We start from the raw sequence: 22,827 nt of genomic DNA on the forward strand, positions 1-22,827 counted from the left end.
TACCTTGTTTTTTTGCTGTTTATTAACTCTGTCTATTGACTTAAAATTTTCAATGGTAAACTTAATATAGCACTGTCAGAATCAGCAAAAGCATAAATAACCCCAATATGCCCCAGCAAAACTAAAACATACCAAGCGGCCGAAAAGATTTGACCATACCTGTCTAAAGGCAATAAGTGAGACAAATGACGTTGCTGCCACTGCACTGCGGTTTCAATTAAACCAAATATTAAAAAGAAAACTAATAAAAATAATCCAAACAAATAACTAATAAATGCGCCCAATACAATGCCAGCGGTGCAAACAGATAAACCAATCCAAGACCGCATTGAAAAGCTAATGCTTTTAATCACATGACCACCATCAAGTGGCAATATAGGTAATAAATTAAACAGATTTAACAATGAACCTAATACCGCTGCACCGGCAAACAATTCTAACCCCGTCATCCCATATAAAATTAGGCACCCAATCGACATTATCAGGCCAAAACAAGGGCCCATAATTGAAATCACCACATCTTGCCAGCGAGTATTAATTTTATCGTCGGCAACGGCCAAACCACCCACAAAAGGAATCAAATAAATACCTTTTGTTTTTATCCCAAAATATTGCATCGCTCTAACATGACCGTATTCGTGCGCGACCAAGCAGGCAATTAATACCAAAGCAAATTCAAATGAAAATAACCAAGCGTAACCCGCAACAGAAGCACTTGCCAATGCCACTTTAATTAATTTTGCGCTTTTAAATAATTTAAAGCCTAATGCCGCTAAGCCAAACAAACGGGTTTTGGGTTTAGCGGATTCAACCTGCAATTGAGGATTAAAAAAATTGCCTGAATTCAGCCTTTGATTATCTTGCCATAATTGATAATTAACCCCTTTATCTGTCATCTGCATATTTAAACTCATATGATGACTTTGCTGTTGTGGCATTAATTCAAATCTGTGTACAACTTCTGGTATTTTCAAGCTTTTTAAATCGACCTGACTCACCACTTTTTCACCCCAGTAAAGGCGCTGAATTGCGTTTTCATCCATAGATAAAACTAAAGGCTGCCCGAATAGCTCAAGCGCTAAAATTTGCATTTATTTTACTCATTAAATAGTAATCGTTATTAAAACCGTTATTTAAGTTGAACGTTCCGCTTTAAAAAATTGACTCGGCCGACCGACATCCCAATACCACCACCTTTATAAGCAATTGCGACTTCTAAATTAGGGTGGAGTGATTTAATAATATCGCCACCTTTCACAAATAAAATATCGGTCGCACCCATATTTTTTATGTAGTTTTCATCTTCTGAAATTACCACAGTCGATGCATCTGGCGTTTGTTGTGACTGATAAACTAAATAATCAAAGGTAGGTTTATCGGAATCAAATTTTTTATTAATTGCGATATAAAATTTGGTATTTAAAAATTCGGCGATAAAGTGTGATTCATCAAGCTTACCTTGTTGAATATCCTCACTTAATTGCTGAAAGGGAGTTAACTCAGTAGTTTGGTTTTCTGGTGTGCTACTCATAATACTCAATGCTGTATTGGAAAAATGCGTAATCATAAAGTTGACTCAGCACTAACTCAAGCGATAAATATTCAATCAAGCATAATAACGCTGCAAAACCAACGCTAAGCGATTAATAGTGCACGTAGATTAACCGCATTCAGCCACCAATAAATATAATAATGACTTAAACTCGGTTCATATCGTAAAAATCGACTGCGTAAATGAATAAAATACTTCTGTTTTACGAGTCGTTAAACTATTTTGCGGCTTTAAAAACCAAACGGGCGCTTGATTGTCTGCTAATACAGAGGGTAAAACCTCAACCAAACGACCCCTTTTAAGTTCGTCGTGAATCGCAATATAGGACTTAATGGCAATACCGTGCCCTGCAAGTGCAGCTTGTGTCATATTGTCTGAATTAGAAATAGTAAACCGAGTTTGCGCGTTAAAGTGAACCACTTTATTACCTTGACGCAATTTCAGTTGTCTTTGCCAAGGTAAGCAAACCCAATAATGTGCCGCCAATTCATCTACATTTTTTGGCAAGCCATATTTTTCTATATAGCTTGGGGCGGCACATAACAATCGGTGATTATCAACCAGCTTTCTTGCTAATAGCCCAGAATCTGACAATTTTCCAACCCGAATCGCCACATCTTGAGCGTCGTCCACGACATTAACCAATTGATCGGTAATTAAAAAATCTAGCTTTAAATTTTGATACTGCTGCTCAAAATTCAATAAGTTTGGCATCACATATTTAGAAAAGACCCAAGGCGGCATTGTTACTCTTAGCAAACCACTGACAGATGAACCACGTGCACCAATTTGATATTCAGCGTCATGCAAAGCTTGAATTACTTCGCCAGCGCGCTGGTAAAATACCTCACCAGCTGGAGAAAGCTTAAAGTTTCTACTATCTCGAAAGATCAACACTGTCGACAATGCCTTTTCTAACTTGCTTAGCCGATGACTGACCGTAGCGGGTGATAAGCTTTGACTACTGGCCGCCGCCAACACGCCTCTGTTTTCCACAATCGCAATAAATGTTTCTAGATCATTTAGGTTATACACAACATCCCCAGTGTTTAATTTATTCGAACAAAGCTTTCACTTTCAGCCTGTTCATTTAACTTTATAAAACTATATACTGTCGATAATTTTCATACAATAGGACTTAATTAATGCGACTACGTAAGCAAACTGTGCTATCCCTATTAACACTCATTATTTCTTTTTTTGGAGCAAACGTAATGGCAGATACACAACCTCTTCCAAAACCCAAGGTCATTATTTTTGATGTAAATGAAACCTTGCTAGATTTAGAAAACATGCGGGAATCAGTTGGTAAAGCTTTAGCTGGCCAACAACAGCTGTTGCCACTTTGGTTTTCAACTATGTTACACCATTCATTAGTCACAACTGTATCTGGTGATTATCAGGATTTTGGAGAAATCGGCGTGGCAGCACTCATGATGGTAGCCAAAAATAATCAAATCGATTTAACCCCAGAGCAAGCGAAAACTGCCATTGTTACACCTCTACTAAACTTACCGCCTCATGCAGATGTAAAATCAGGTTTAACCAACTTAAAAAAACAAAAATTTAAACTGGTTAGTTTAACAAACTCATCTAATTACGGCGTTAAAACACAGTTTGAGAACGCAGGTCTGACTCATTTTTTTGACAACCGTTACAGCATTGAAGATATTAAAATTTATAAACCGGATTTACGTGCGTACGAGTGGGTATTAAAGAAACTGAATGTTAAACCAGATGAAGCACTAATGGTTGCTGCACATGGCTGGGATGTAGCAGGAGCCAAAGCCGCAGGCCTGCAAACGGCTTTTATTGCTCGCCCGGGTAAAGCGCTCTATCCACTTGCACAACAGCCCGATTACATCGTAAATGACGTCAACGAACTGGCTAAGCAATTACAAAAAAAGTATTAAGTGGTTGAATATTCGGCGTACGTGCTAATTCATGCCCATGTATTAAAGAAAGCCAGCATTCAATTGATTAAACCGAGCTGAGGTTAAAACAAAAACGGTTGGCAATATGCTGCCAACCGTTTTTAATTTTAATTCATTTAATGAGTTCATTTTGCCAATAACGAATGAGTTTGAACGGGCGTCCAACTACTATTTGTTTTACCAGTGGTTCGCTGCAATTGATAATAAACCGTTTTCTGGCCATCGGCTAAATCAGCAACTATCATTCCCCGGCCGGAAGTCGTCGATATTTTATCGAGTTTATCCGCTGATTCACCATACCTTAACCTATAGCTTTTATCGTCAATCTTGCCATCAAAGCCCAAAATAAATTTTTGATCCCGAATCATCGAGTGCCAGATAACGGGCGGCAATAATTGTTTAGACGCTTTAACTCTCGCAGGACGAGACGGCTTACCTTCACCAGCGCCATTAATCGCAACTAATACGACAGAAGCGTCACCTGCATTATTGGGTAAATCAAGTTCAATGTATGGGTCAATTGTGGTTTTGCTCTTATAAATTTGACCATTTTGCTGCGTGAGTTTTGCAAAATATTGAGTACCCGGTTTTTGATCGCCAATAAATACTCGCACTTTTTGGTTGCCGGAATCGTCAACGCCTGTCAGCAAATTTTCAATTTCAGCTTGCTTTGGTAGTGTAAAGTCGTGGGTATATGTATATCGGGTAAAACCATTCGTCGACAAAAGCTTCACCGCTAGCTGGCTCACTTGTTTTGTCACATCGGCTGACCAATGAATTGTATCTGACCAGCGGCCAGAACTAGGCGTTAATAAAGGCAAGTCTTTATGGTGCTCAGCCAATACTTCGCCCTTTGCATCCAGTAGCTGCCAGCTTAGCTGATAGCCTTGCATTCGATAGCTTGGGTAATCTTTAGCCCCTCTAACCATAAACTCAACGTGAGCTTGACCTGAATTTAAATCGATTTGAGTTAATTCAAAGTCTTTCACCGGACTTAATCCTTTTTGCAAGGTGGCATACCCTCGACGCTTTTGACGCCATGCATTAACGATACCCCAAGAACGGTTCTCTTCTTCTAATGTTTGAGCATATGCGCTGCGATAATCATTAAACGACCAAATAGATGTACCTACAACATGTGTATTGCGTCCACGTAACATCTCATGCCACGAGTTAAAGTTAGGATAATCATTATCTAAACTTGCATTTTCAAAGCGTTCTAAGCCGTATTCAGAAACAAATAATGGTCTATTGGGCCAACGTTCAGCAATAGTAGTAATCACTTTTTCAGGATCTTTTTGATAAATGTTCTGCATCATCAAATCGCTTAAACCAAGCGGATCATTTTCAGCGGTGTCATTTTTATAATAACCAGTATTACTCACATTAGTTACTAATCTGTGTGGATCTAATTCTTCTTTAACATATTTCACCATAGTCTCGACATACTGATAATGATGGGATAATTCGTTACCAACACTCCAACCAATAATACTTGGATGATTAATATCTCGTACAACCATTTCCTTTGCCCACTGTTTTGTAATCAGGTAGTCAGGCGCAACAATTTCAGGATTGTTTAATTCTCGTACATTAATTTCTTCAAATAATAAGATGCCTTTTTCATCACATAATTCGATAAGCTTTTTATTTTGTGTGCCATGCATAATGCGCATAAAATTAGCGCCAGCATTTTTCATTAATTCAACATCTTTCGCCAACAATTCATATGGCTCAGAAGAGCCCCAATAACGATGATCACTAACCCTGTTGTAACCGCCAATTCGCACAGGATCTCCGTTTAATAACATTTGAGTTTCAGTTAATTCAATTTTACGAATACCGAACCTATCTTTTTTAGTATGAACCACTTTATCATTTTCAGAAATACGACTGGTTAAATGGTACAAATTAGGTCTATCAAAATGCCATAACTTAACTTGCTCTTTACTTAAAGCGCTCGTTAACTCAAATTCTTTAATACTATTGGCAGCAACTTCAACTTGAGAATGTAAATTAGTTAGTACTGCTTGCTCACCTGCGTAGCTGATATCACCACTAAAATTAAACGTTCTATTATCTGAGCTTACATTTTCAATACGTACTTTTATAGTTAGAGCAGCTGTGCCTTTCTTTAAATCTGGTTCAGCATGAATATATTGATAAGTGACTCGGGCATCTTGAGTTTTAACCAAACTGACATCGCGAATAATACCGCCCCAGTTCCAAGTCGCACCTACCATTGGAGAGTTATCAGCTTGAACGGCTAAAATATTATTACCTTTTGTATTTACAGCATCAGTAATATCAATTTCAAACGGTGTAAATCCGCCTTGATGACTGCCAACATATTCACCGTTTAAATAAACTGTAGCGAAATGATAAACACCTTCAAAATGCAAGCGTAACTTTTCGTTTTTCTTAATTTGCCAATCATTAGGTAGCTCAAAATGCTTACGATACCAACCTTTACCGGTATAGGTGCTGTATTTATTAATCATGCCCCAATGACCAGGCACTTTTAAGTCATACCATGTACTGTCATCAACTGTTATTAAAGGTGCAGAAGCTTTGTTTTTCTCAGCTTGTAAATAGGCTTTTTCATCAATAGGACGCAACATTACCGCATCAATAATCACTTGGCTTTTACTACTTGGTGCTGCTGAAACGTAATGCTTTTTATGGGCATCGATATGGTAAATACCTAAACTTACCCACTGACCATCTCTATTACGCTGATTAATATCATGCTTAGTTAGTCCTCCGCTATGCTTGACAGCGAAAGTATTGTGTAGTCCGAATCCAAACGGATAATAAATAAAATGCTCATAGTAGCCAGCAGCTAAGTTCTCTGGAAAATAATATTTAGCGTTATGGCTATGATCATTATTTTTAGACCAATGATATACATGACTATTGCCCCACTGCCTAGAGCCACGAGCTCCCTCTTTGCCTATTTTCCAATCGCCATTTAACTCCACTAAATCAGTGTCTGTATTATCAATAATGATATCTTTATCTGTTGGTGAAATATCCCGATAATTGGAGCCATCACCCAAAAAAGTATTAAATTTCCAATCGCCGCTGAGCACATAAGACTGCTGCACAACGTCCTTTTTTTGCTCGCTTGTTCCAGAGCAACCCATTAAACTAATAACAGACAACAAAAAAGCTAACTTAAGATAAAAAAACATAAATGGACCTACTTATTTTAATTCTTCGGGGTCAAGTAACGGAATGTGAACGTTAAACGAATGTTCACGCGTTCTGTCAGCGGCGCAAAATAAGACAGCAGGTGTACCATCTTTAAGCCAAAGCTGTGGTCTTTCTAAGTGGTTTATCTTTTCAATCCCATTTTTTTGCCAATTAATTTCAATTTTTGAAACCAAAGGGTTATCCGCTTTATGCCAATCAAATCCATCTTTTGACTTAAATAAAGCCAATGATTTGCCTTGTTTAGTAAAAGCACCACGCATGTCTTTTACAATTGCCCAAAACTCACCATCTTGGTGCCAAATAAAAGGGTCTTCTGCTGGAAATTTATCATTTTTAGCAGTAAATACTGGATCAGGGTGTTTAATAAACGGACCCGTTGGTGACTGAGAGGTCGCCACCAAATGCACAACCGGACCGCCTCCGGGCAGGGGTTTATGTTTGGCCACGGCTTTATATACCATTAAATAAGTGCCATCAGGTTTTTGGGTTATAGATGGGTTACTCACCATTAATGCATCCCAGGCATTGTCATCTGGGCTAACATCAATTAAAGGCTTGTCAAATCGTTGCCATGGACCATTTGGGCTATTGGCAACAGCTACCCCAATACGTTGATTATTACGATGAGAATAATTAAACCCTTTCATTACCTTACCGTCTCCAGTATTGCCCATATAGTATAGGTAATACTTATCCCCAAATTTATGTACCGTTGGGTTGTGTGTATCTAAACCGTCCCAGTATGTTTTTCCACGAGCGGGCAAAACAACATCACTATGTTTATAGGGCCCTAAAGGATTATCAGCAACCGCATGTGCAATTTCTGAGTGGGTAAGCCAAGCATTATGACCATATTCTTTCGGCCAACGGCTATAAAACAAATGATATTGCCCATCATCTCCTTCCACCATACTCGCACCCCAAATAAAATAATCAGGGTCGCTAAAAATTGCGGATTCAGGTACAGGCTTCATCATTTTAGATAGCTCAAGCGCTATTTCTCGTTCAGTTTTTGTTGTGCTGCTACAAGCCGTTAGGCAGAGTAAAAGTGCCGATATTATAAAAATTTTCATCATCATGACCTTTATCCTGTTATGCAGGAAACCGTTTTTAATATTATATTTTTGTGCAGTGTATTTTTACTCATACACAAAAATAAAAACACAATTAAAATTCACCAGTAAAATAGTTAATTTATATTACATTATTGTTGCTATATGTAAAACATTTTTTATTTATTGTTAGGCTCAACTTAAGTTTAATTAAACGCACTTATCAATTTACAACAGTCAAAATATCTCCATAGCGGATTAAATTTACATTATCCAGAGGCGTGTTAAAATTTAAGCCAAACTGCGCCATAAAAACTAAATTAAATGACTAATGAAAAAAAGCCCCAATTAAACCAAAGTTTAATTGATGGCATTGCAACATTACAGGAACTTGCTTTATCAAAAGACCCTGTTGGCTGTCGCGAGCTCGCCAGAAAGCTTGATATGGAACCAACTCGAGTCAACCGGTTGCTGCAAACCTTGGATCATATTGGCATTGCCCGCAAAACCTCAAAACGAAAATATACATCTGGCTCTGGCATGCATGTATTATCAGCTCAAGCCTTATTTGCTTCTGGTTTAATCAACAAAATTATTGAACCACTGGAATCCTTACGTAAATACAACCTGATTATTGCTCTGGGTATGTTATGGCGTGATCATGTCAGCTATTTATACCACGCAGCCCCAGGTATGGAATCAGTCAACGCACTCGGACGCTTGGGTTTATACCCGGCATCTAAAGGGGGAGTTGGTATGGTTTTACTGGCAGAACAACCCGACCATTACATTGAAAAAACATATCAACACAAGCATATAGAAGGTTTTGGTGAAGATTTTTCAGCTTTTATGGCTAGCATTAAGCAAATCAGACAACAAGGCTATTCTTATATACAAACCCAAACAGATAAACATACTTTAGCTGTTGCCGTGGGTGAACCAGCCTTTTGCGCTATTGCCCTTTCAGGTTGGATCCCTGAAAATTCAGTTGCAGAATTAGTGCAACCGCTAAAACAAGTTGCCCAACAAATAAACGAAATTGCCCACTAGTTTACTGGGACGTGTTGATCTTTGCTGTATAAATTGTGTTCTAACGAAACACTTTTTAATCGCAGCGCTGGTTTACTTCAGGCATCCTTGCCTTACGCTAAAGCCAGCAGAGCTGTTTAAAAACATTCCCGATTTTTTTGTGTAGGCCTAGTGGGCTAAGTCAAAAAATCATACAGCAAAGATCACCACGCCCTACATAATTAATATAAACGTGATTCAATAAAGCAGGCAATTGAACCAAGTTCGTTTTTACCCCACCCGCTGCATGCCTTATTCACGTTAAAAACAAACATTCTGTTTAATTTATATCCATTTTATTTCTCTATCTCAAAATTCATTTTAGGCTTGCATAACGCTAGAGGCTATTGATAAGATTGAAAAACAAATCTATTATAGCAACAGTGTTAAATTAATTAACAATTTGAGTCTTTATGCAAAAAACACTTTTCAGTCAACAATCCAGAGAAAACCGTTTAATTGAACTAACCACAGACACAGTTATTGCAGGTGGTGGGCTAGCCGGAGTATGTGCCGCCATTGCTGCTGCCAGAGCGGGTAGCAAAGTTATATTAGTACAAGACAGACCCGTATTGGGCGGTAATGCATCTAGCGAAGTACGCTTATGGGCATTAGGCGCGACTTCACATATGGGTAATAATAATCGTTGGTCACGTGAAGGCGGTATTATTGATGAAATTATGCTGGATAATTTGCGTCGTAATAAAGAAGGTAACCCAATTGTTTTTGATACCGTCTTATTAGATAAAGTGGTGCAAGAGCCCAATATCACTTTATTATTAAATACTGCCGTTTATCAGGTGAACAAAAAATCTGATACCAAAATTGAAAGTTTGGATGCTTTTTGCAGCCAAAACTCAATACATTACCAACTCAAAGCAAATTACTTTATTGATGCAACAGGCGATGGCTTAGTTGCTTTTAATGCCGGTGCCAGCTTTCGCATAGGGGGAGAGTCTCAAGCTGAATTCGGGGAAAAATTGGCCCCCGAAAAAGAAAGCACAGAATTATTAGGCCATACAATTTTCTTTTATTCCAAAAGCGCAGACCAGCCAGTTGAGTATATTGCGCCCTCTTACGCTCATTTAGATGTTGAAAATACCATTCCACGTAGCAAAATTATGAGTGAAACAGACGCCGGCTGCCGTTTATGGTGGATTGAATACGGAGGGATCCGAGATACCATTTATGAGACAGAAGATATTAAGTGGGAATTATGGCGAATTGTATACGGTTTATGGAACTATATTAAAAACAGTGGAAAATTTGAGGGCGTTGAAAACTTAACGCTTGAATGGGTTGGCACCGTACCCGGTAAGCGAGAAAGCCGCCGTTTTGAAGGCGAATATATGATTAAGCAACAAGACATTGTTGAGCAAAGGCAATTTGAAGATGCAATTTCGTTTGGTGGTTGGGCCATTGATATCCATCCGGCAGAAGGGGTTTACAGTGATAAACCAGCTTGTAGCCAGTGGCATTCAAAAGGCGTTTATCAAATTCCTTACCGCTGTTTTTTGAGCAAAGATATTGAAAATCTGTTTTTTGCTGGGCGTAATATTAGCGCTACTCATATGGCGTTTGGCTCAACACGAGTGATGATTACTTGCGCACACGGTGGGCAAGCCGTGGGTACAGCCGCGGCTATGTGCCAGGAATTAAACGTTCAACCTAAAGCACTACTAGAAAAAACAAAGATGAAAACCTTACAACAAAGGTTAAATCAGTTTGCACATGGCATCCCAAATATTCCGTTAGATACTCAAGGTAGCTTAATTGATCAGGCCAAAATTAGCCCATCCAGCACACTTGCCTTAAGCGAAATTCCATTTAACGGTGACTGGTTGTCATTAGACATGGCCGCAGCCCAAATGTTGCCGCTGCTTGAAGGCCCAGCAAATAAAATTAAAGTTCAGGTTAAAGCACAATCCCAAACTCAGCTCACATGTGAATTACGAGTGAGTGAAAAAGCTTATAATTATACGCCTGAAGTCAGTTTAAAAACCTTATCTTTTGATATTGCCAGCGGTGAGCAAATAATTGAAATTGATTTAAGCAATGTCACCACCGCAAATCAATATGCGTTTTTGATATTTCATGCTAATGATGAGATAAGCATTAAAACATCTCAGTCTCGAATAACGGGATTGCTGAGTGTCTTTAATAAAGTGCATAAAGCGGTTTCAAATAATGGCAAACAAGAAATGGATCCCGTTTTTGGCATAGATTCGTTTGAATTTTGGACACCACAACGACGTCCTAAAGGTCATAATATTGCAATGTCGATTGAACCAGCATTAGCTTGTTACAGCGCTGAGCAATTAAAAAATGGGTATATGCGTCCATGGCTTAAATCAAATGCTTGGGTAGCAAAGCCAAGTGATAAGACCCCTCATATTAAGTTAAACTGGTCTGAGCTAAAAACGATTAAAGGGATTAAGCTTTATTTTGATACAGATGCCGATCACGCGCTTGAAACCGTATGGATGCCACACCAAGATAAAATTATGCCCTGTTGTGTTCAAAATTACTTAATAAAAAACAAAACAGGCGAAGTGCTTTATCGTCAAACTGAAAATTACCAAACCGTCAATCACATTCAATTTGATCAGCCCATTGAAACTGATGAATTAATCATAGAATTAGAGCATCCATCGGAAAATTCGCCAGCTGCGCTATTTGAAATAGATGTATTTTAAACCGGAGTTCATCAAATGACTGCTATAGATATTGGCGTAATCCTAACTTTTACTTTGCTAGTGGTAGGCTGCGGTTTAAGTTTTTCTAGCTCAGGTAAAAATATAAAATCTTTCTTTTCCGCCGGCGGTGCCTTACCTTGGTGGATGAGTGGATTATCTTTATATATGAGCTTTTTCTCCTCCGGCACTTTTGTGGTCTGGGGTTCAATTGCTTATAGTTCAGGTTGGGTTGCAATCACCATTCAGTGGACCATGTGTATTGCCGGTTTTATCATAGGCTTTTTTATTGCGCCCCGTTGGCAAAAAACCAAAGTGGTTACCGCTGCAGAATACATCCAACTCAGGTTGGGTAAAAAATATCAGAAAATTTATTCTGCCATCTTTTTAACTATCTCCGTATTATCTACCGGCGCATTTTTGTATCCAGTTGCCAAGTTACTTGAAGTTTCAACCGGATTACCACTGAACACAACTATTATAGTTTTGGGCCTAATAATACTGGCATATACCGCCGTTGGGGGGTTATGGGCTGTTATTGTGACTGATATTTTGCAATTTGTAGTATTAGCAGCAGCGGTCATTATTGTAGTACCACTCGCTTTTGGTGAAATTGGTGGCGTGGCTAATTTTATAGATAAAGCACCTGAAGGTTTTTTCTCGTTGGTTAACGACGAATACACCTGGGCCTTTATTTTTGCTTTTGGGTTATATAATTTGTTTTTTATAGCGGGTAACTGGGCCTATGTTCAACGTTACACCAGCGTTGCAACTGCGAAAGGTGCAAAAAAAGTAGGCTGGTTATTTGGTGCCCTGTACACTATCAGTCCAATAATCTGGATGCTTGGACCCATGATTTATCGGGCACTTCACCCTGAACTTCAAGGGTTAGCTGACGAGGGCGCGTATTTATTAATGTGCAAACAAGTATTACCAGTTGGCATGTTAGGATTAATGTTAGGCGGGATGATTTTTGCGACATCCAGCTCAATTAATACAACGCTAAACATTGCGGCAGGTGTTATTACTAACGATTTATACAAACAATTTAAACCACAGGCGTCTCAGCATAGCTTAGTAACCGTTGGCCGAATCGCTACCATCTTGCTCGGCATAGGGACTATTGTAATCGCATTACTAGTGCCCAAAATTGGGGGTATTGTTGAAGTTGTAATGAGCTTAGCTGCGTTAACAGGCGGTGCCTTATTTTTACCCCCTATTTGGCTATTGTTTTCACATTATCAAACTGGTCAAACCATACTTTCAACCTCGTTAATTAGCTTAACGCTTAATGCGACCTTTAAATTTATTACGCCGGCTTTATTTGATTTTTCCCTCACTCGCGCTGAAGAAATGATGGTAGGTGTATTTACGCCGATGGTATTGTTGCTATTTTTTGAATTAATTTTACGGACTAAAGGCAAAAAGTCGAGTCAGTACCACCTTTATACCGAATCGAGAAAAGCACAGGCTCAACAAGCGCAAGTGACCCAAGCCGACGAGATAGCCGCACAACAAGCAAATCAAAAAGGAATTAAAGTCATTGGTTTTGGCGTAGCAGCAACGGGCTTAATTATGCTAGCACTGTCAGCAGTAGCTGAAAAAGATGGATTCATTGTGGCAGCCATGGCAAGCATTATTTTGCTAGTTGGCATCCGCTTATTCCACAAGGCAAGTCGCTAACCTTAATAAACTCGGATATGTAATTGGATATAAACAGACCACCATTCAGCTAAATGGAAAAATCGTTTATACAATTTAAAATCAAACAACACAAATAAAAGACTTAATTATGTTTAAAAAAATACTGTTACTTACCCTCACCTGTAGTGCTTTAATGGCCTGTCAGTCCAAACAAATTGCGCAATTAAGCTCAGAAAAACCACAAGTTGAGGAAAAATCCTTTAACCCCGAACAATGGCAATTAACTTGGCAAGATGAGTTTAATGGCCCAGACTCAGAACTAGAAAAGCGCTGGGATGTGCAAAATAGTCCAAGTGGCCATATATTATCTAGCCGCTGGCGTGAAAACGTTAAGATTGAAGATGGCGTTTTGTATCTAATGAACCGCAAAGAAAAACGCGGAGGTCAAGATTGGACCTCCGGCAGCATTAGAACCAAAGAACAATTTGGTTATGGTTATTACGAAGCGCGCTATAAATATGCTGCTTCAAATGGCACCAATAACTCCTTTTGGCTGATGACCTACCCCCTTAATCAAACTATTAAAAAGGGTAAAAAGTTTGAAATTGATATTAACGAGGGGCATTACCCCAATGAAGTTAATACCAATATTCATAACTGGAGCGATATTACTAAAAAGCCAGACGGTCGCAACACTCACCCAAGCGACAGCAGAACCATGAGTTTTGGTGCCAAAGCCGAATATAATTTTCCGCTTGAGATACCTGTCACCACTAAAAAAATACGTTTTATATCAAAAGATTTAAACTACATTCACTTGCGCACCTTCAACGCCTATGGGGCCGGTGGAGCCGCATCGGGCACTAATTATTCGTTAGACCCTAACGTAAAAATTGATATTAGCGGTAAACGCAATCAAAAGGTTAACCCCAAAAATGTTTTGGATAACAATCCAAATAGCAGTTGGACATCACAACTTGAAGGCGATAAATGGTTAACCCTAGCGTGGCCTACAGAAAAAACGATTGCAGAAATTGAGTTTGCAAACGGGTGGCGCTACAAAGAGCGCAGCTGGGCAGGTTTAACACAAAATTTTAAAGTGCAGTATTTTAAAAACAATCAATGGTACGATATTGCTACTTTAGATGTTGAAAACGAGGTGAATTTTGCCGAGGAATATCATACTTGGGGCTTAGAATGGAACGAGCAGGAAATTGTATTTTATTTCGATGGTAAAGAAATCCGCCGCGAAAAAAATGAGTTTTCGCACAGCCTATCACCCATTTGGTTAAGTTTAGCCATTATTAAGTGGGATGGACCGGTCACCGACAAAATTGATGGCACCAGCATGAAAGTTGATTACGTGCGCTACTTTAAGCGCAAACCTAACTAACGGCTATAATGTTAAAAAATTAAAAATGCTTCAGCAAATTACGCTGGGGCATTTTTGTAATTAGGGCTGCTGAATCCCAACAATATTTATTGCCAACTTAGGTAATTACAGATTTTAATAGCACCTATGATTTACTTCAATTTCAGCACACATTTTAAATTTAAATTTGTCTGTTGGCGCAATTCTCCCTATAGTCTTGTGAGTTGTCTTTTAAGGATGTTAGATGGGAATGAATATCGAAAAATGGGAAAAAACACGGACCAAAGGAAAAAAGAGATTTCTTTGGATAAACGGATTTATAGGATGGGGAGTCACCACCGCTATTTTATGGTCAATTTTTATGGAAGTTAGTCAACCCTCAGAAGATGTGTGGATTCGGCCTGTAATTGCTTTGATCCTTTTTCCAATAGGTGGGTTAGCTTGGGCGCATTTTGTTTGGAAACATACTGAAAAACAGTATGTTGCAAGTAAAGATGAACAAAACCCATAACAAAAACCTATTGAATGGAATTTGTGCCACCAAAAACGTGCGCCTGAATTACAAAAATGTTAAGCATTGCAAAGGAACTCACCCATGCAGATAAATTGTGTTATTTGGCTTTGCCTTGTACTATTTTCAGCCGTTAGTTCGGCAATGCCAAATGATGTAAAACCCGATGAATGCTCGTCACCCCAAGACTGTATTGCAAAAGTCTATCAAGTTTTAGATACCAGTCGCTCGTCAGGTCAATCCCCTTTAAACGAAGAACTCGCAATAATTGTAAAGCTTTTAACGTTTGGCGAAAATGCCATGCCATATATTGTTGATTTGCTTGCAGACGACGATAAACTTATTGCGCGCATTGGCGCTGTAGCGCTAAGAAAAGCGAAAAGTATTGACCAAAAATATTTGCCACAAATGATTAAGGCGCTGGAGGCCGATGTTTCTTGGTTAGCCCCCGCATTGGCAACAATTGGCACACCCAAAGCCGCCGAAGCAACCGTTAAAAAATATTTAATTGCATCTAGCTCTCCACATAATCAAGAATCTTATGCACTTAAACTTTTTGGGGAGAATGCTTTCCCAGCAATATTAAAAGCCGCTAAATGCGAGTTTGGTTGTGATGCCCGGACCTATTATTTATTAGGTTATGTCTTAGGTCGGATGGAAGAAGATCGTGAACAAGCCGCTAATTTACTGATTAAATTACTTGACGACAAAACGCTCCCTGAATCGGTTTGGTTAGGCGTTTTAGAGATGATCAGTTTTTTAGATAAGCCGGGTTTAGTTATAGAAGACAAGCTGTTAAAGATAAAAGAAACAACACCAAGGTTGGCCGATGCGGTTAACCAAGCGCTGATTGGCATTAAATCAAAACACTCAGGTAAAATTTATGCTGACATTTTTAATATCAATTTTGATCGCTCCAAATTAGTCAATGTTGCTTATTTGGGGCTAAGTGGATATGAGGCTGGTGAAACTATTATACGTGGGTTAGGTAGTAGTGACTCCGAAACTCAAGTGCTGTCCGCTAGAACTTTAGGTTTTATCGGATACACGCCAGCAGCCAACAGACTAATTGAACTTTTAAATGACCATTCCAATGTTAAGCTTAATTGGGTTGCGGCTGATGCACTCGGCAGAATGAAATCTAAGCTAGCTGAACCCGCTCTAAAAATTATAGCCGAGGTACACTGGTACCCACCGGTTAAGGAAGCTGCAAAAAAAGCCATTCAGCGTATTAATGATGACGAGCACTACAAAGCTGGCTTGCATAAAAATAACTTTGTTTTCGATTTTTATAATTACGGAAACTTTGATTTACAAGTGTGCGAAAAAATCGCATTAGAACCTATAGTTGAATCCAAAGATAAAAAGTTGTATCGACATACATCTGCCGAAAAACTTAAAAGCCTTGCATATTCATCTTTTATAATAAGTTATGGCGCAAATAATGAGGCTGAACAAAAAGCAACAGATCCTAACGCAACCATTGTGGTTAATAAAGATAATATTGTTGAACACCGAAAACAGATTAAACAAGTTCCAAAGGTCGCTTTGCGAGGGGACGGTGGCTGGTTAGCTGGCAGTAATCGTGGTGAATGGGGTGGTGAGCTTGTTTATATTGCAGATAAAACAAGTGTTACCAAGATACTTGATCGTAATGTAGAGGATATTTACGAATTTGGCACAGGCTATATTGCCACGACTGGCTTAGCGCATTTGGGGCAGAATAATGGCATTATCTATCAGCTTCTGCACAAAGAGGATGGGCCTTGGCAAACAACTGAGTGGATAGTATTACCGGGTGCGCCGCGCTCATCTTGGTTTGTTGAAACCGGTGAGCTTTTGATTAATACCCATAATGGCGGGAGTATTCTGTTATCCCAAGATGGCTCAATGCGGATGGCCAGTTGCAAATAATAAGTGTCTACAGTGCGTTATCTTGGCAATATGTTAAAACTGCAATTTAGCAAGCACGGTTGCTCAACTTTTACACTAAATTTTCTCTGCCCTTTTAAAAATGAGTTGGTCTTGGTTAACTTGGTGGTTATAAGTCAATTGTTTAAATACGAGCGTAATTGCTCTGTTTTAAAAACCACCAAAAACCTTATACAGCGATGGCTTGAGAACCAGCACCATGCTAAAACCCGCGACCAAAATAAAAATGGGGATCAAAAAATAATTCCAAAATTGACCGATTTTCCAAGCTAAAGGATATCCCACAGCCATTATCAAACCTAGAAATAAGCCAATAGAACAATACGTTAGCGAGAAAAAGGTAAAATAAAATATGGCCATTAGCGTCGCAAGGCTAGCTACGCATAAAAAACCTGCATACTCAATTTGAACATGTCGTCTGTTATCTAAATTCACCTTCATCCTTGCTCATTGTCACTTAGCCGTGTTAGAACGAACCATTACTGGGCTCGCCTCATACAGGTCCAAACATGCAAAATGACTTCATCTGGCTTTTCGTTAATATCATTACCCGTTTAAACCACAAATTGTATATTCAATAAACCAATCAAAAAAATAAAAATGAACTAATCCAGCTTAAAATACCTCAATTTACAACGGGCTAATCACAGCTACTGCCCGTACCTTTGCGCCATTAATACTGTTGATGAGCACGTTTTTATTCATTAAGTCCTTCCCACCATGCAATGTTACTCTGTGAGGTTTTAATATTGACAGGTTCACCGACAATAGGGGTGATTAAATCGACATTATTATTTTGAGCTAACTCAGTAATTTTAACTAAAGGCTCGTACCAAGCATGAAATGCAAGATCAAAAGTACCGTTATGTGCTGGTAACATTTTTTTACCACCAACATCAATGTGCGCTTGTAGGCTTTGCTCTGGTGTCATGTGTACATCTGGCCAATCTTTATCATAAGCACCGGTTTCGATAATGGTTAAATCGAACGGGCCCAAGCGTTCACCAATTTCTTTAAAACCAGCAAAATAACCACTGTCACCGCTGTAAAAAATTGATTGATGGTCATCTATTTGGCTGTTTTCTTGCCTATTTTTTTGATCATCCGCACGGCTATCTTTAATGGCCCACGATCCCCATAACGTTTCATTGCCATCTGTTAAACCACGACCTGAAAAGTGCTGAGTAGGTGCAAAAGTAAATTCAATACCGCTAATAATAGTGGACTCCCACCAATCAAACTCTAAAATTTGGCTTTGGTCAACGCCCCAGTCAAGCAACTCGTTGCCAACACCTAACGGCACCAAAAATCGATTTACTTTGTTGGCTAACGCGTTGGTCGCACTTTTATCTAAATGATCGTAATGGTTATGAGAAATAATCACACCCTCTATGTTGGGTAAGCTTTCAATCGTAATTGGCGGTTGATGAAACCGTTTAGGGCCGATAAAGCTAAAAGGAGAGGCTCGCTCTGAAAATACCGGATCAATTAGCCAATATTTACCATTCGCTTTTAACAAAAAACTAGAATGGCCTAATCGAAACACTGTCATTTGATCATCAGGCAATGCGGCTAATATCTCTGACGTAATTTTTTGTAACGGAATCGCTTTTTTAGGTTCAACATCAACACGTTTTTCAGTGATATACCTAGCAAGAATCGCTGGCATTTTAGTCAGTGACATGGAGTCAAAGTGCACTGAGTTATGAAACTTACCTTGCGAGTATTGCGCTGAATTTATTCGTTTTTCATCTTTATTTTCAGAAAAAATTGCTGTACACACGCCCATAATAACTCCTATAACCACTAATAAAACGACTGTTTTTTTGACCATTGCTACATCTCTTTAGAGTAAACTACACTGTATAGTGTAATTATAGTTAATTGAAAAGTAAACTCCTTAGTGTAAAATACACAATATTACGTATTAGCCGAGAAAATAGATGGCAAGAAGTGCAGTAAAACAACAAGCAATATTAGCGGCTGCGATAACAGAATTTAAAAGCAATGGTTTTGAAAACACCAGTATGGATCAGATCGCATTAGCAGCCAGCGTGTCTAAACGGACCGTTTATAATCACTTTCCAAGCAAAGAGCTTTTATTTGACGCCATGCTAGAAAAAATGATTAGCTTATTTAACAGTGCCGTTTTTGTCGAATATCAAGATGATAAGCCAATCAGCGACCAACTCACGGATATTGCACGCCAAGAAATCGCCCTACTCTCTGACAACGCATTTATTGATTTAGTCAGAGTACTCATTGCTGAAAGTATTCATTCTCCCGAGCGAATTAATAAAGCCTTAGCCGAGGTACAAAACCGAGATGGCGATTTAGTAAGCTGGCTTAATAAAGCCAATGCCGCAGGCAAATTGGCAGTTGATAATGCCGCGTTTGCTTCAGCTCAGTTTTTTGCTTTAATTAAGGCCTTTTGTTTTTGGCCTCAAGTAGTTCAAGGACAGCCTTTTCCAGACCCAATAGAACGGCGTAAAATAATCGATTCGGCAGTGTCGATGTTTATCAATCAATATAGCCGATAAGAAAAACAAAAAATAAGTCACATTAGTTGCAGTATTTTTAAACGACCTAATAAACACGCCATTCAGGCACAATGCTGCTTTAAATAGGTGATTGTCATTTATTCTTCGTTATTTATTATTATCGGACAACAATCGCTATCTATATTTACGAAGTACTTATTTTAAAATGCATATAAAAAGCTAAGCATAAAATAAAACAGAATCAATTTTTTCAAGAGGCATTGATTAATATTAAATAAACACTATAATGCGAACAATTCTCAATTGCGTTTTTAGTAACCGTTATAAATTAAGGCTTCTCATGAAAAAATTTGCCCTGTTACCTGTTGTAGCAGCCCTGCCCTTATCTGCATTTGCATCAGAGCAACATCAAGAAATTGAACGTATTGCGGTAACCGCTACACGTGCCGAAGTACCTGTTTCGACTGTTCCAGCAACAATTTCTGTTATTTCTAGTGAACAGATTCAATCTCAATTGGCTTTTACTCAAGATATATCCAAAATAATTGGTAACCTAATTCCTGCTTTTTCGCCAAGCCGTGAAAAAATGTCAAATGCCGGTGAAAAATTACGTGGCCGAGATCCTTTGTATATGATTGACGGGGTGCCTCAATCAAATCCACTTAGAAGTGGTGGCCGCGCAGGTCGCACTATTGATCCAGCAATGATTGAACGTATTGAAGTAATTCATGGTTCAAACGCAATTCAAGGAATGGGCGCCAGTGGCGGTATAATTAATATCATCACTAAATCGGCTGGTGATACTCAGCATTTTATTTCGGCCGGTATGACAAAAGGCATGGGCAGTGATACAACCGGATACAATGCAAGTTTACTAGTAAGTCGCGGTGATCGAGACGATGGTATTATTGCAGGCGTTTCAGTTAAAAATAATGGTATGTACCGAGATGGCAACGGCGACTTAGTTGGCGTTGATACAACTCAAGGCGACACAATGGATTCGCAGTCATACGACCTTTTCGTAAAGCTGGCATATAGTATAGACCAAGAGCAAAGTTTAAAGTTGATGGTCAACCATTACAACATTCAGGGTAATGGTGATTATGGCATGGTGACCGGTGATGTCGCGCAAGAAATACCTGCAACCAGTGAAAAAGCAGATCACCCAGGCGAAGCGCCACGCAACAAAATTACAACCGCATCGGCTGATTACAAACATACAAATTTATTAAGTGGACAATTAAGCTTTCAGCTATTTTATCAAAAATTTGCGGCGCTTTACGGGGCGACAGATTCTGGTACATTTCAAGATCCTGCCTACGGTGAAGATCTTTACGATCAATCACAAAATCGCTCAACTAAATTCGGTAGCCGCCTTACCTGGTTTAAGTCAAATTTAGCAAATAGTAAACTCGACTTGATTACCGGTATCGATTATTTATCTGATGAAACTTATCAAGAGTTGGCCATTACCAATCGTATTTGGGTACCCAAAACAACTTTTGACAACTGGGCACCATTTGTTCAACTAAGATACAAAGGCATTGAAGACTTCACCTTTAGTTATGGCGCCCGATACGAATATGGCAAACTAAACGTGGATGATTTTACAACCTTGTATTCAGCGAATAGTTCGCAGGTTGAAGGGGGTAATCCAAGCTTTAACGAATTAATGCATAACTTAGGTGCTGTTTGGCAAACAACAGACAAATTAAGATTATTTGCCAGTTTTAGTGAAGGTTTTAATATGCCGGATGTAGGCCGTGTATTAAGGGGCATCAACGTACCAAATCAATCAGTAAACGAATTTTTAAACCTTCAACCTGTGATCTCTGACAATACAGAAATTGGTTTTGAATGGGTTGATGATAACTGGCAAATTCGCACCAGTTATTTTCAATCTAAATCGGATCTTGGTTCTCGTTTAGCACTAAACGACGACGGCATTTATTTAGTCAACCGAGAAAAGACAGAAATTTCTGGGATTGAAGCCGACGCGCAGTGGTTTATTACAGATGCAACGACTATAGGTATGGCTTATGCCAACACTAAAGGCCGATACGATAGTAATGACAATGGTCAGCTAGACAGCGATTTAGATGGCACCAATATTGCGCCAGAGCGTTTAAATGTATATTGGCAACAAATTTGGAGTGACGCCATTAACTCTCGTTTTCAAATAAACCATTTAGCAGATAGAACATTTGATTCAAGTGCAAATTTTGAAGGTTATACCACGCTTGACGTTGCATTTAACTATGCCACTCATAGCTGGGGTAACTTTGCTTTTGGTATCGACAATTTAACTGACAAACAGTTTATTTCATATTATGGGCAAACAACTGCAAACCCAGTGCGTTACTTTGCGGGGCGGGGTCGCAGCGTTAATTTAAACTGGAACTATAGTTTTTAGTTTTCATTAATTAACAAAACTAGCCTCATTAACTGAGGCTAGTTTTGTGCTTACCCAACCAACAAAAATATTCAAACCAAAAGCCCCCTTGTACTCAGGCTTAGCCTTATTAAATAACAAAAGACAGGCACACCTAAAAACGATAAATTACAAAAACTTAAATAAATTAATAGTCTCTCTTATAGATGGCTGTCATTGATTCTTTAGTAACCCACTCTACGCTGAATATAACGTGGGCTCTGCTCGACTATTGCATCGCTTAGTGTTTGCCACTCACCTTGCGCAGTGGCAGAGGCCAAATGTGCCGGCCAAGAAAATAGCGTTGCAGCGACCATGAATTTGCTGATGGAAAATAAATTAAATGATTTCATCATACCCTCCACGAACAATGACGGGGAATCCGTAAGGCAAATAAAGTCGCCGCAAAAACCATAATTGAAGAAGGCTCAGGTACTGTCACTGAAGCTTGGCTAATTTGAATATTAGAAACCGTAAGTGCATCATCATAGCCAAAATCAAAGTCTTCGATACCAAACTCCAAATTCAGGTTTCGACTGGCGTAACGGCTAATATCAACCGTTAGACCGGCTGTCTTAAAATCGAGGATTGAACCACCACGACTATATAAAAAGTACCATAAGATTAATCTGCAGCAGATGAAAAATTTAATGATAGATTTTGAGCACTTCTATCAACTAAAAAGCTTTGGAGTACATACCCCGCAAAAATTCGTCCATACGATTGCTTGAGGTCATTGAATTAAAGCTATCGCCACTTATAGAAAAATTATCGCTGTAATCAGCAAATAATATATCACTTTGATACTGTTCGTTGGCACCATAAAAGTAGGCAACATCAACTCCCCAGCCTACAGAACCAGCACTACAATCCAAGTTTATCGGCGCGGAAAATACGTTTTAATTAAAGGCCAATAATAGC

17 protein-coding genes are annotated in these 22,827 nt (G+C 38.9%); 9 read left to right on the forward strand and 8 right to left on the reverse strand.

The window, feature by feature from the left end; genetic code table 11:
• Positions 1-32: 32 nt before the first annotated feature.
• From OLW01_RS17715 to OLW01_RS17725, 3 genes are all read right to left on the reverse strand, one after another.
• Positions 33-1,091 (reverse strand): site-2 protease family protein, encoded by a 1,059-nt coding sequence (locus OLW01_RS17715; RefSeq protein ID WP_268076835.1) that lies wholly within the window; start codon positions 1,089-1,091, stop codon positions 33-35.
• A gap of 38 nt (positions 1,092-1,129) precedes the next feature.
• Positions 1,130-1,567, reverse strand: a complete 438-nt coding sequence (locus OLW01_RS17720) for a hypothetical protein (RefSeq protein WP_268076836.1) — start codon at positions 1,565-1,567, stop codon at positions 1,130-1,132.
• Positions 1,568-1,708: 141 nt separating this feature from the next.
• The gene (locus OLW01_RS17725; protein ID WP_268076837.1) at positions 1,709-2,587 is read right to left on the reverse strand and encodes a LysR family transcriptional regulator; all 879 of its coding nucleotides are present in this window, start codon (positions 2,585-2,587) and stop codon (positions 1,709-1,711) included.
• 110 nt (positions 2,588-2,697) lie between these two features.
• On the opposite strand from OLW01_RS17725, the gene OLW01_RS17730 reads away from it, so the two are divergent.
• On the forward strand, positions 2,698-3,465 hold the full coding sequence (locus tag OLW01_RS17730) for a haloacid dehalogenase type II (RefSeq protein ID WP_428980207.1): 768 nt from the start codon (positions 2,698-2,700) through the stop codon (positions 3,463-3,465).
• 146 nt (positions 3,466-3,611) lie between these two features.
• Here OLW01_RS17730 and OLW01_RS17735 read toward each other — a convergent pair whose 3' ends face one another.
• On the reverse strand, positions 3,612-6,680 hold the full coding sequence (locus tag OLW01_RS17735; RefSeq protein ID WP_268076839.1) for a glycoside hydrolase family 2 TIM barrel-domain containing protein: 3,069 nt from the start codon (positions 6,678-6,680) through the stop codon (positions 3,612-3,614).
• 12 nt (positions 6,681-6,692) lie between these two features.
• Positions 6,693-7,781: a glycoside hydrolase family protein gene (locus tag OLW01_RS17740; RefSeq protein ID WP_326498612.1), complete on the reverse strand. Its 1,089-nt coding sequence runs from the start codon at positions 7,779-7,781 to the stop codon at positions 6,693-6,695.
• A 297-nt stretch (positions 7,782-8,078) separates the two neighbouring features.
• Here OLW01_RS17740 and OLW01_RS17745 point away from each other — a divergent pair, with 297 nt between their 5' ends.
• The 6 genes from OLW01_RS17745 (at position 8,079) to OLW01_RS17770 (ending at position 16,956) form a co-directional block, all read left to right on the forward strand.
• The gene (locus OLW01_RS17745) at positions 8,079-8,804 is read left to right on the forward strand and encodes an IclR family transcriptional regulator (protein ID WP_268076840.1); all 726 of its coding nucleotides are present in this window, start codon (positions 8,079-8,081) and stop codon (positions 8,802-8,804) included.
• 431 nt (positions 8,805-9,235) lie between these two features.
• Entirely contained in the window at positions 9,236-11,518 is a 2,283-nt protein-coding gene (locus OLW01_RS17750) for an FAD-dependent oxidoreductase (protein ID WP_268076841.1), read from the forward strand.
• 15 nt (positions 11,519-11,533) lie between these two features.
• On the forward strand, positions 11,534-13,198 hold the full coding sequence (locus OLW01_RS17755; protein WP_268076842.1) for a sodium:solute symporter family protein: 1,665 nt from the start codon (positions 11,534-11,536) through the stop codon (positions 13,196-13,198).
• Positions 13,199-13,307: 109 nt separating this feature from the next.
• Positions 13,308-14,552, forward strand: a complete 1,245-nt coding sequence (locus OLW01_RS17760) for a glycoside hydrolase family 16 protein (RefSeq protein ID WP_268076843.1) — start codon at positions 13,308-13,310, stop codon at positions 14,550-14,552.
• A 229-nt stretch (positions 14,553-14,781) separates the two neighbouring features.
• Complete coding sequence (locus tag OLW01_RS17765) at positions 14,782-15,042, forward strand: hypothetical protein (RefSeq protein ID WP_268076844.1); 261 nt, start codon at positions 14,782-14,784, stop codon at positions 15,040-15,042.
• Between the two features lie 84 nt (positions 15,043-15,126).
• Complete coding sequence (locus OLW01_RS17770) at positions 15,127-16,956, forward strand: HEAT repeat domain-containing protein (protein WP_268076845.1); 1,830 nt, start codon at positions 15,127-15,129, stop codon at positions 16,954-16,956.
• A gap of 168 nt (positions 16,957-17,124) precedes the next feature.
• Here the strand turns inward: OLW01_RS17770 and OLW01_RS17775 are convergent, their stop codons facing one another.
• Both OLW01_RS17775 and OLW01_RS17780 read right to left on the reverse strand, forming a co-directional pair.
• The gene (locus OLW01_RS17775; protein WP_268076846.1) at positions 17,125-17,415 is read right to left on the reverse strand and encodes a hypothetical protein; all 291 of its coding nucleotides are present in this window, start codon (positions 17,413-17,415) and stop codon (positions 17,125-17,127) included.
• A gap of 256 nt (positions 17,416-17,671) precedes the next feature.
• Positions 17,672-18,808, reverse strand: coding sequence for an MBL fold metallo-hydrolase (locus OLW01_RS17780; protein ID WP_268076847.1), 1,137 nt, complete (start codon positions 18,806-18,808; stop codon positions 17,672-17,674).
• A 109-nt stretch (positions 18,809-18,917) separates the two neighbouring features.
• Here OLW01_RS17780 and OLW01_RS17785 point away from each other — a divergent pair, with 109 nt between their 5' ends.
• Positions 18,918-19,514 (forward strand): TetR/AcrR family transcriptional regulator, encoded by a 597-nt coding sequence (locus OLW01_RS17785; RefSeq protein WP_268076848.1) that lies wholly within the window; start codon positions 18,918-18,920, stop codon positions 19,512-19,514.
• 301 nt (positions 19,515-19,815) lie between these two features.
• On the forward strand, positions 19,816-21,888 hold the full coding sequence (locus tag OLW01_RS17790; RefSeq protein ID WP_268076849.1) for a TonB-dependent receptor: 2,073 nt from the start codon (positions 19,816-19,818) through the stop codon (positions 21,886-21,888).
• A gap of 203 nt (positions 21,889-22,091) precedes the next feature.
• Here the strand turns inward: OLW01_RS17790 and OLW01_RS17795 are convergent, their stop codons facing one another.
• Positions 22,092-22,259, reverse strand: coding sequence for a hypothetical protein (locus OLW01_RS17795; RefSeq protein ID WP_268076850.1), 168 nt, complete (start codon positions 22,257-22,259; stop codon positions 22,092-22,094).
• Positions 22,260-22,827: the final 568 nt, after the last annotated feature.

The organism is Catenovulum adriaticum (genome assembly GCF_026725475.1).
Lineage (GTDB): Bacteria > Pseudomonadota > Gammaproteobacteria > Enterobacterales > Alteromonadaceae > Catenovulum > Catenovulum adriaticum.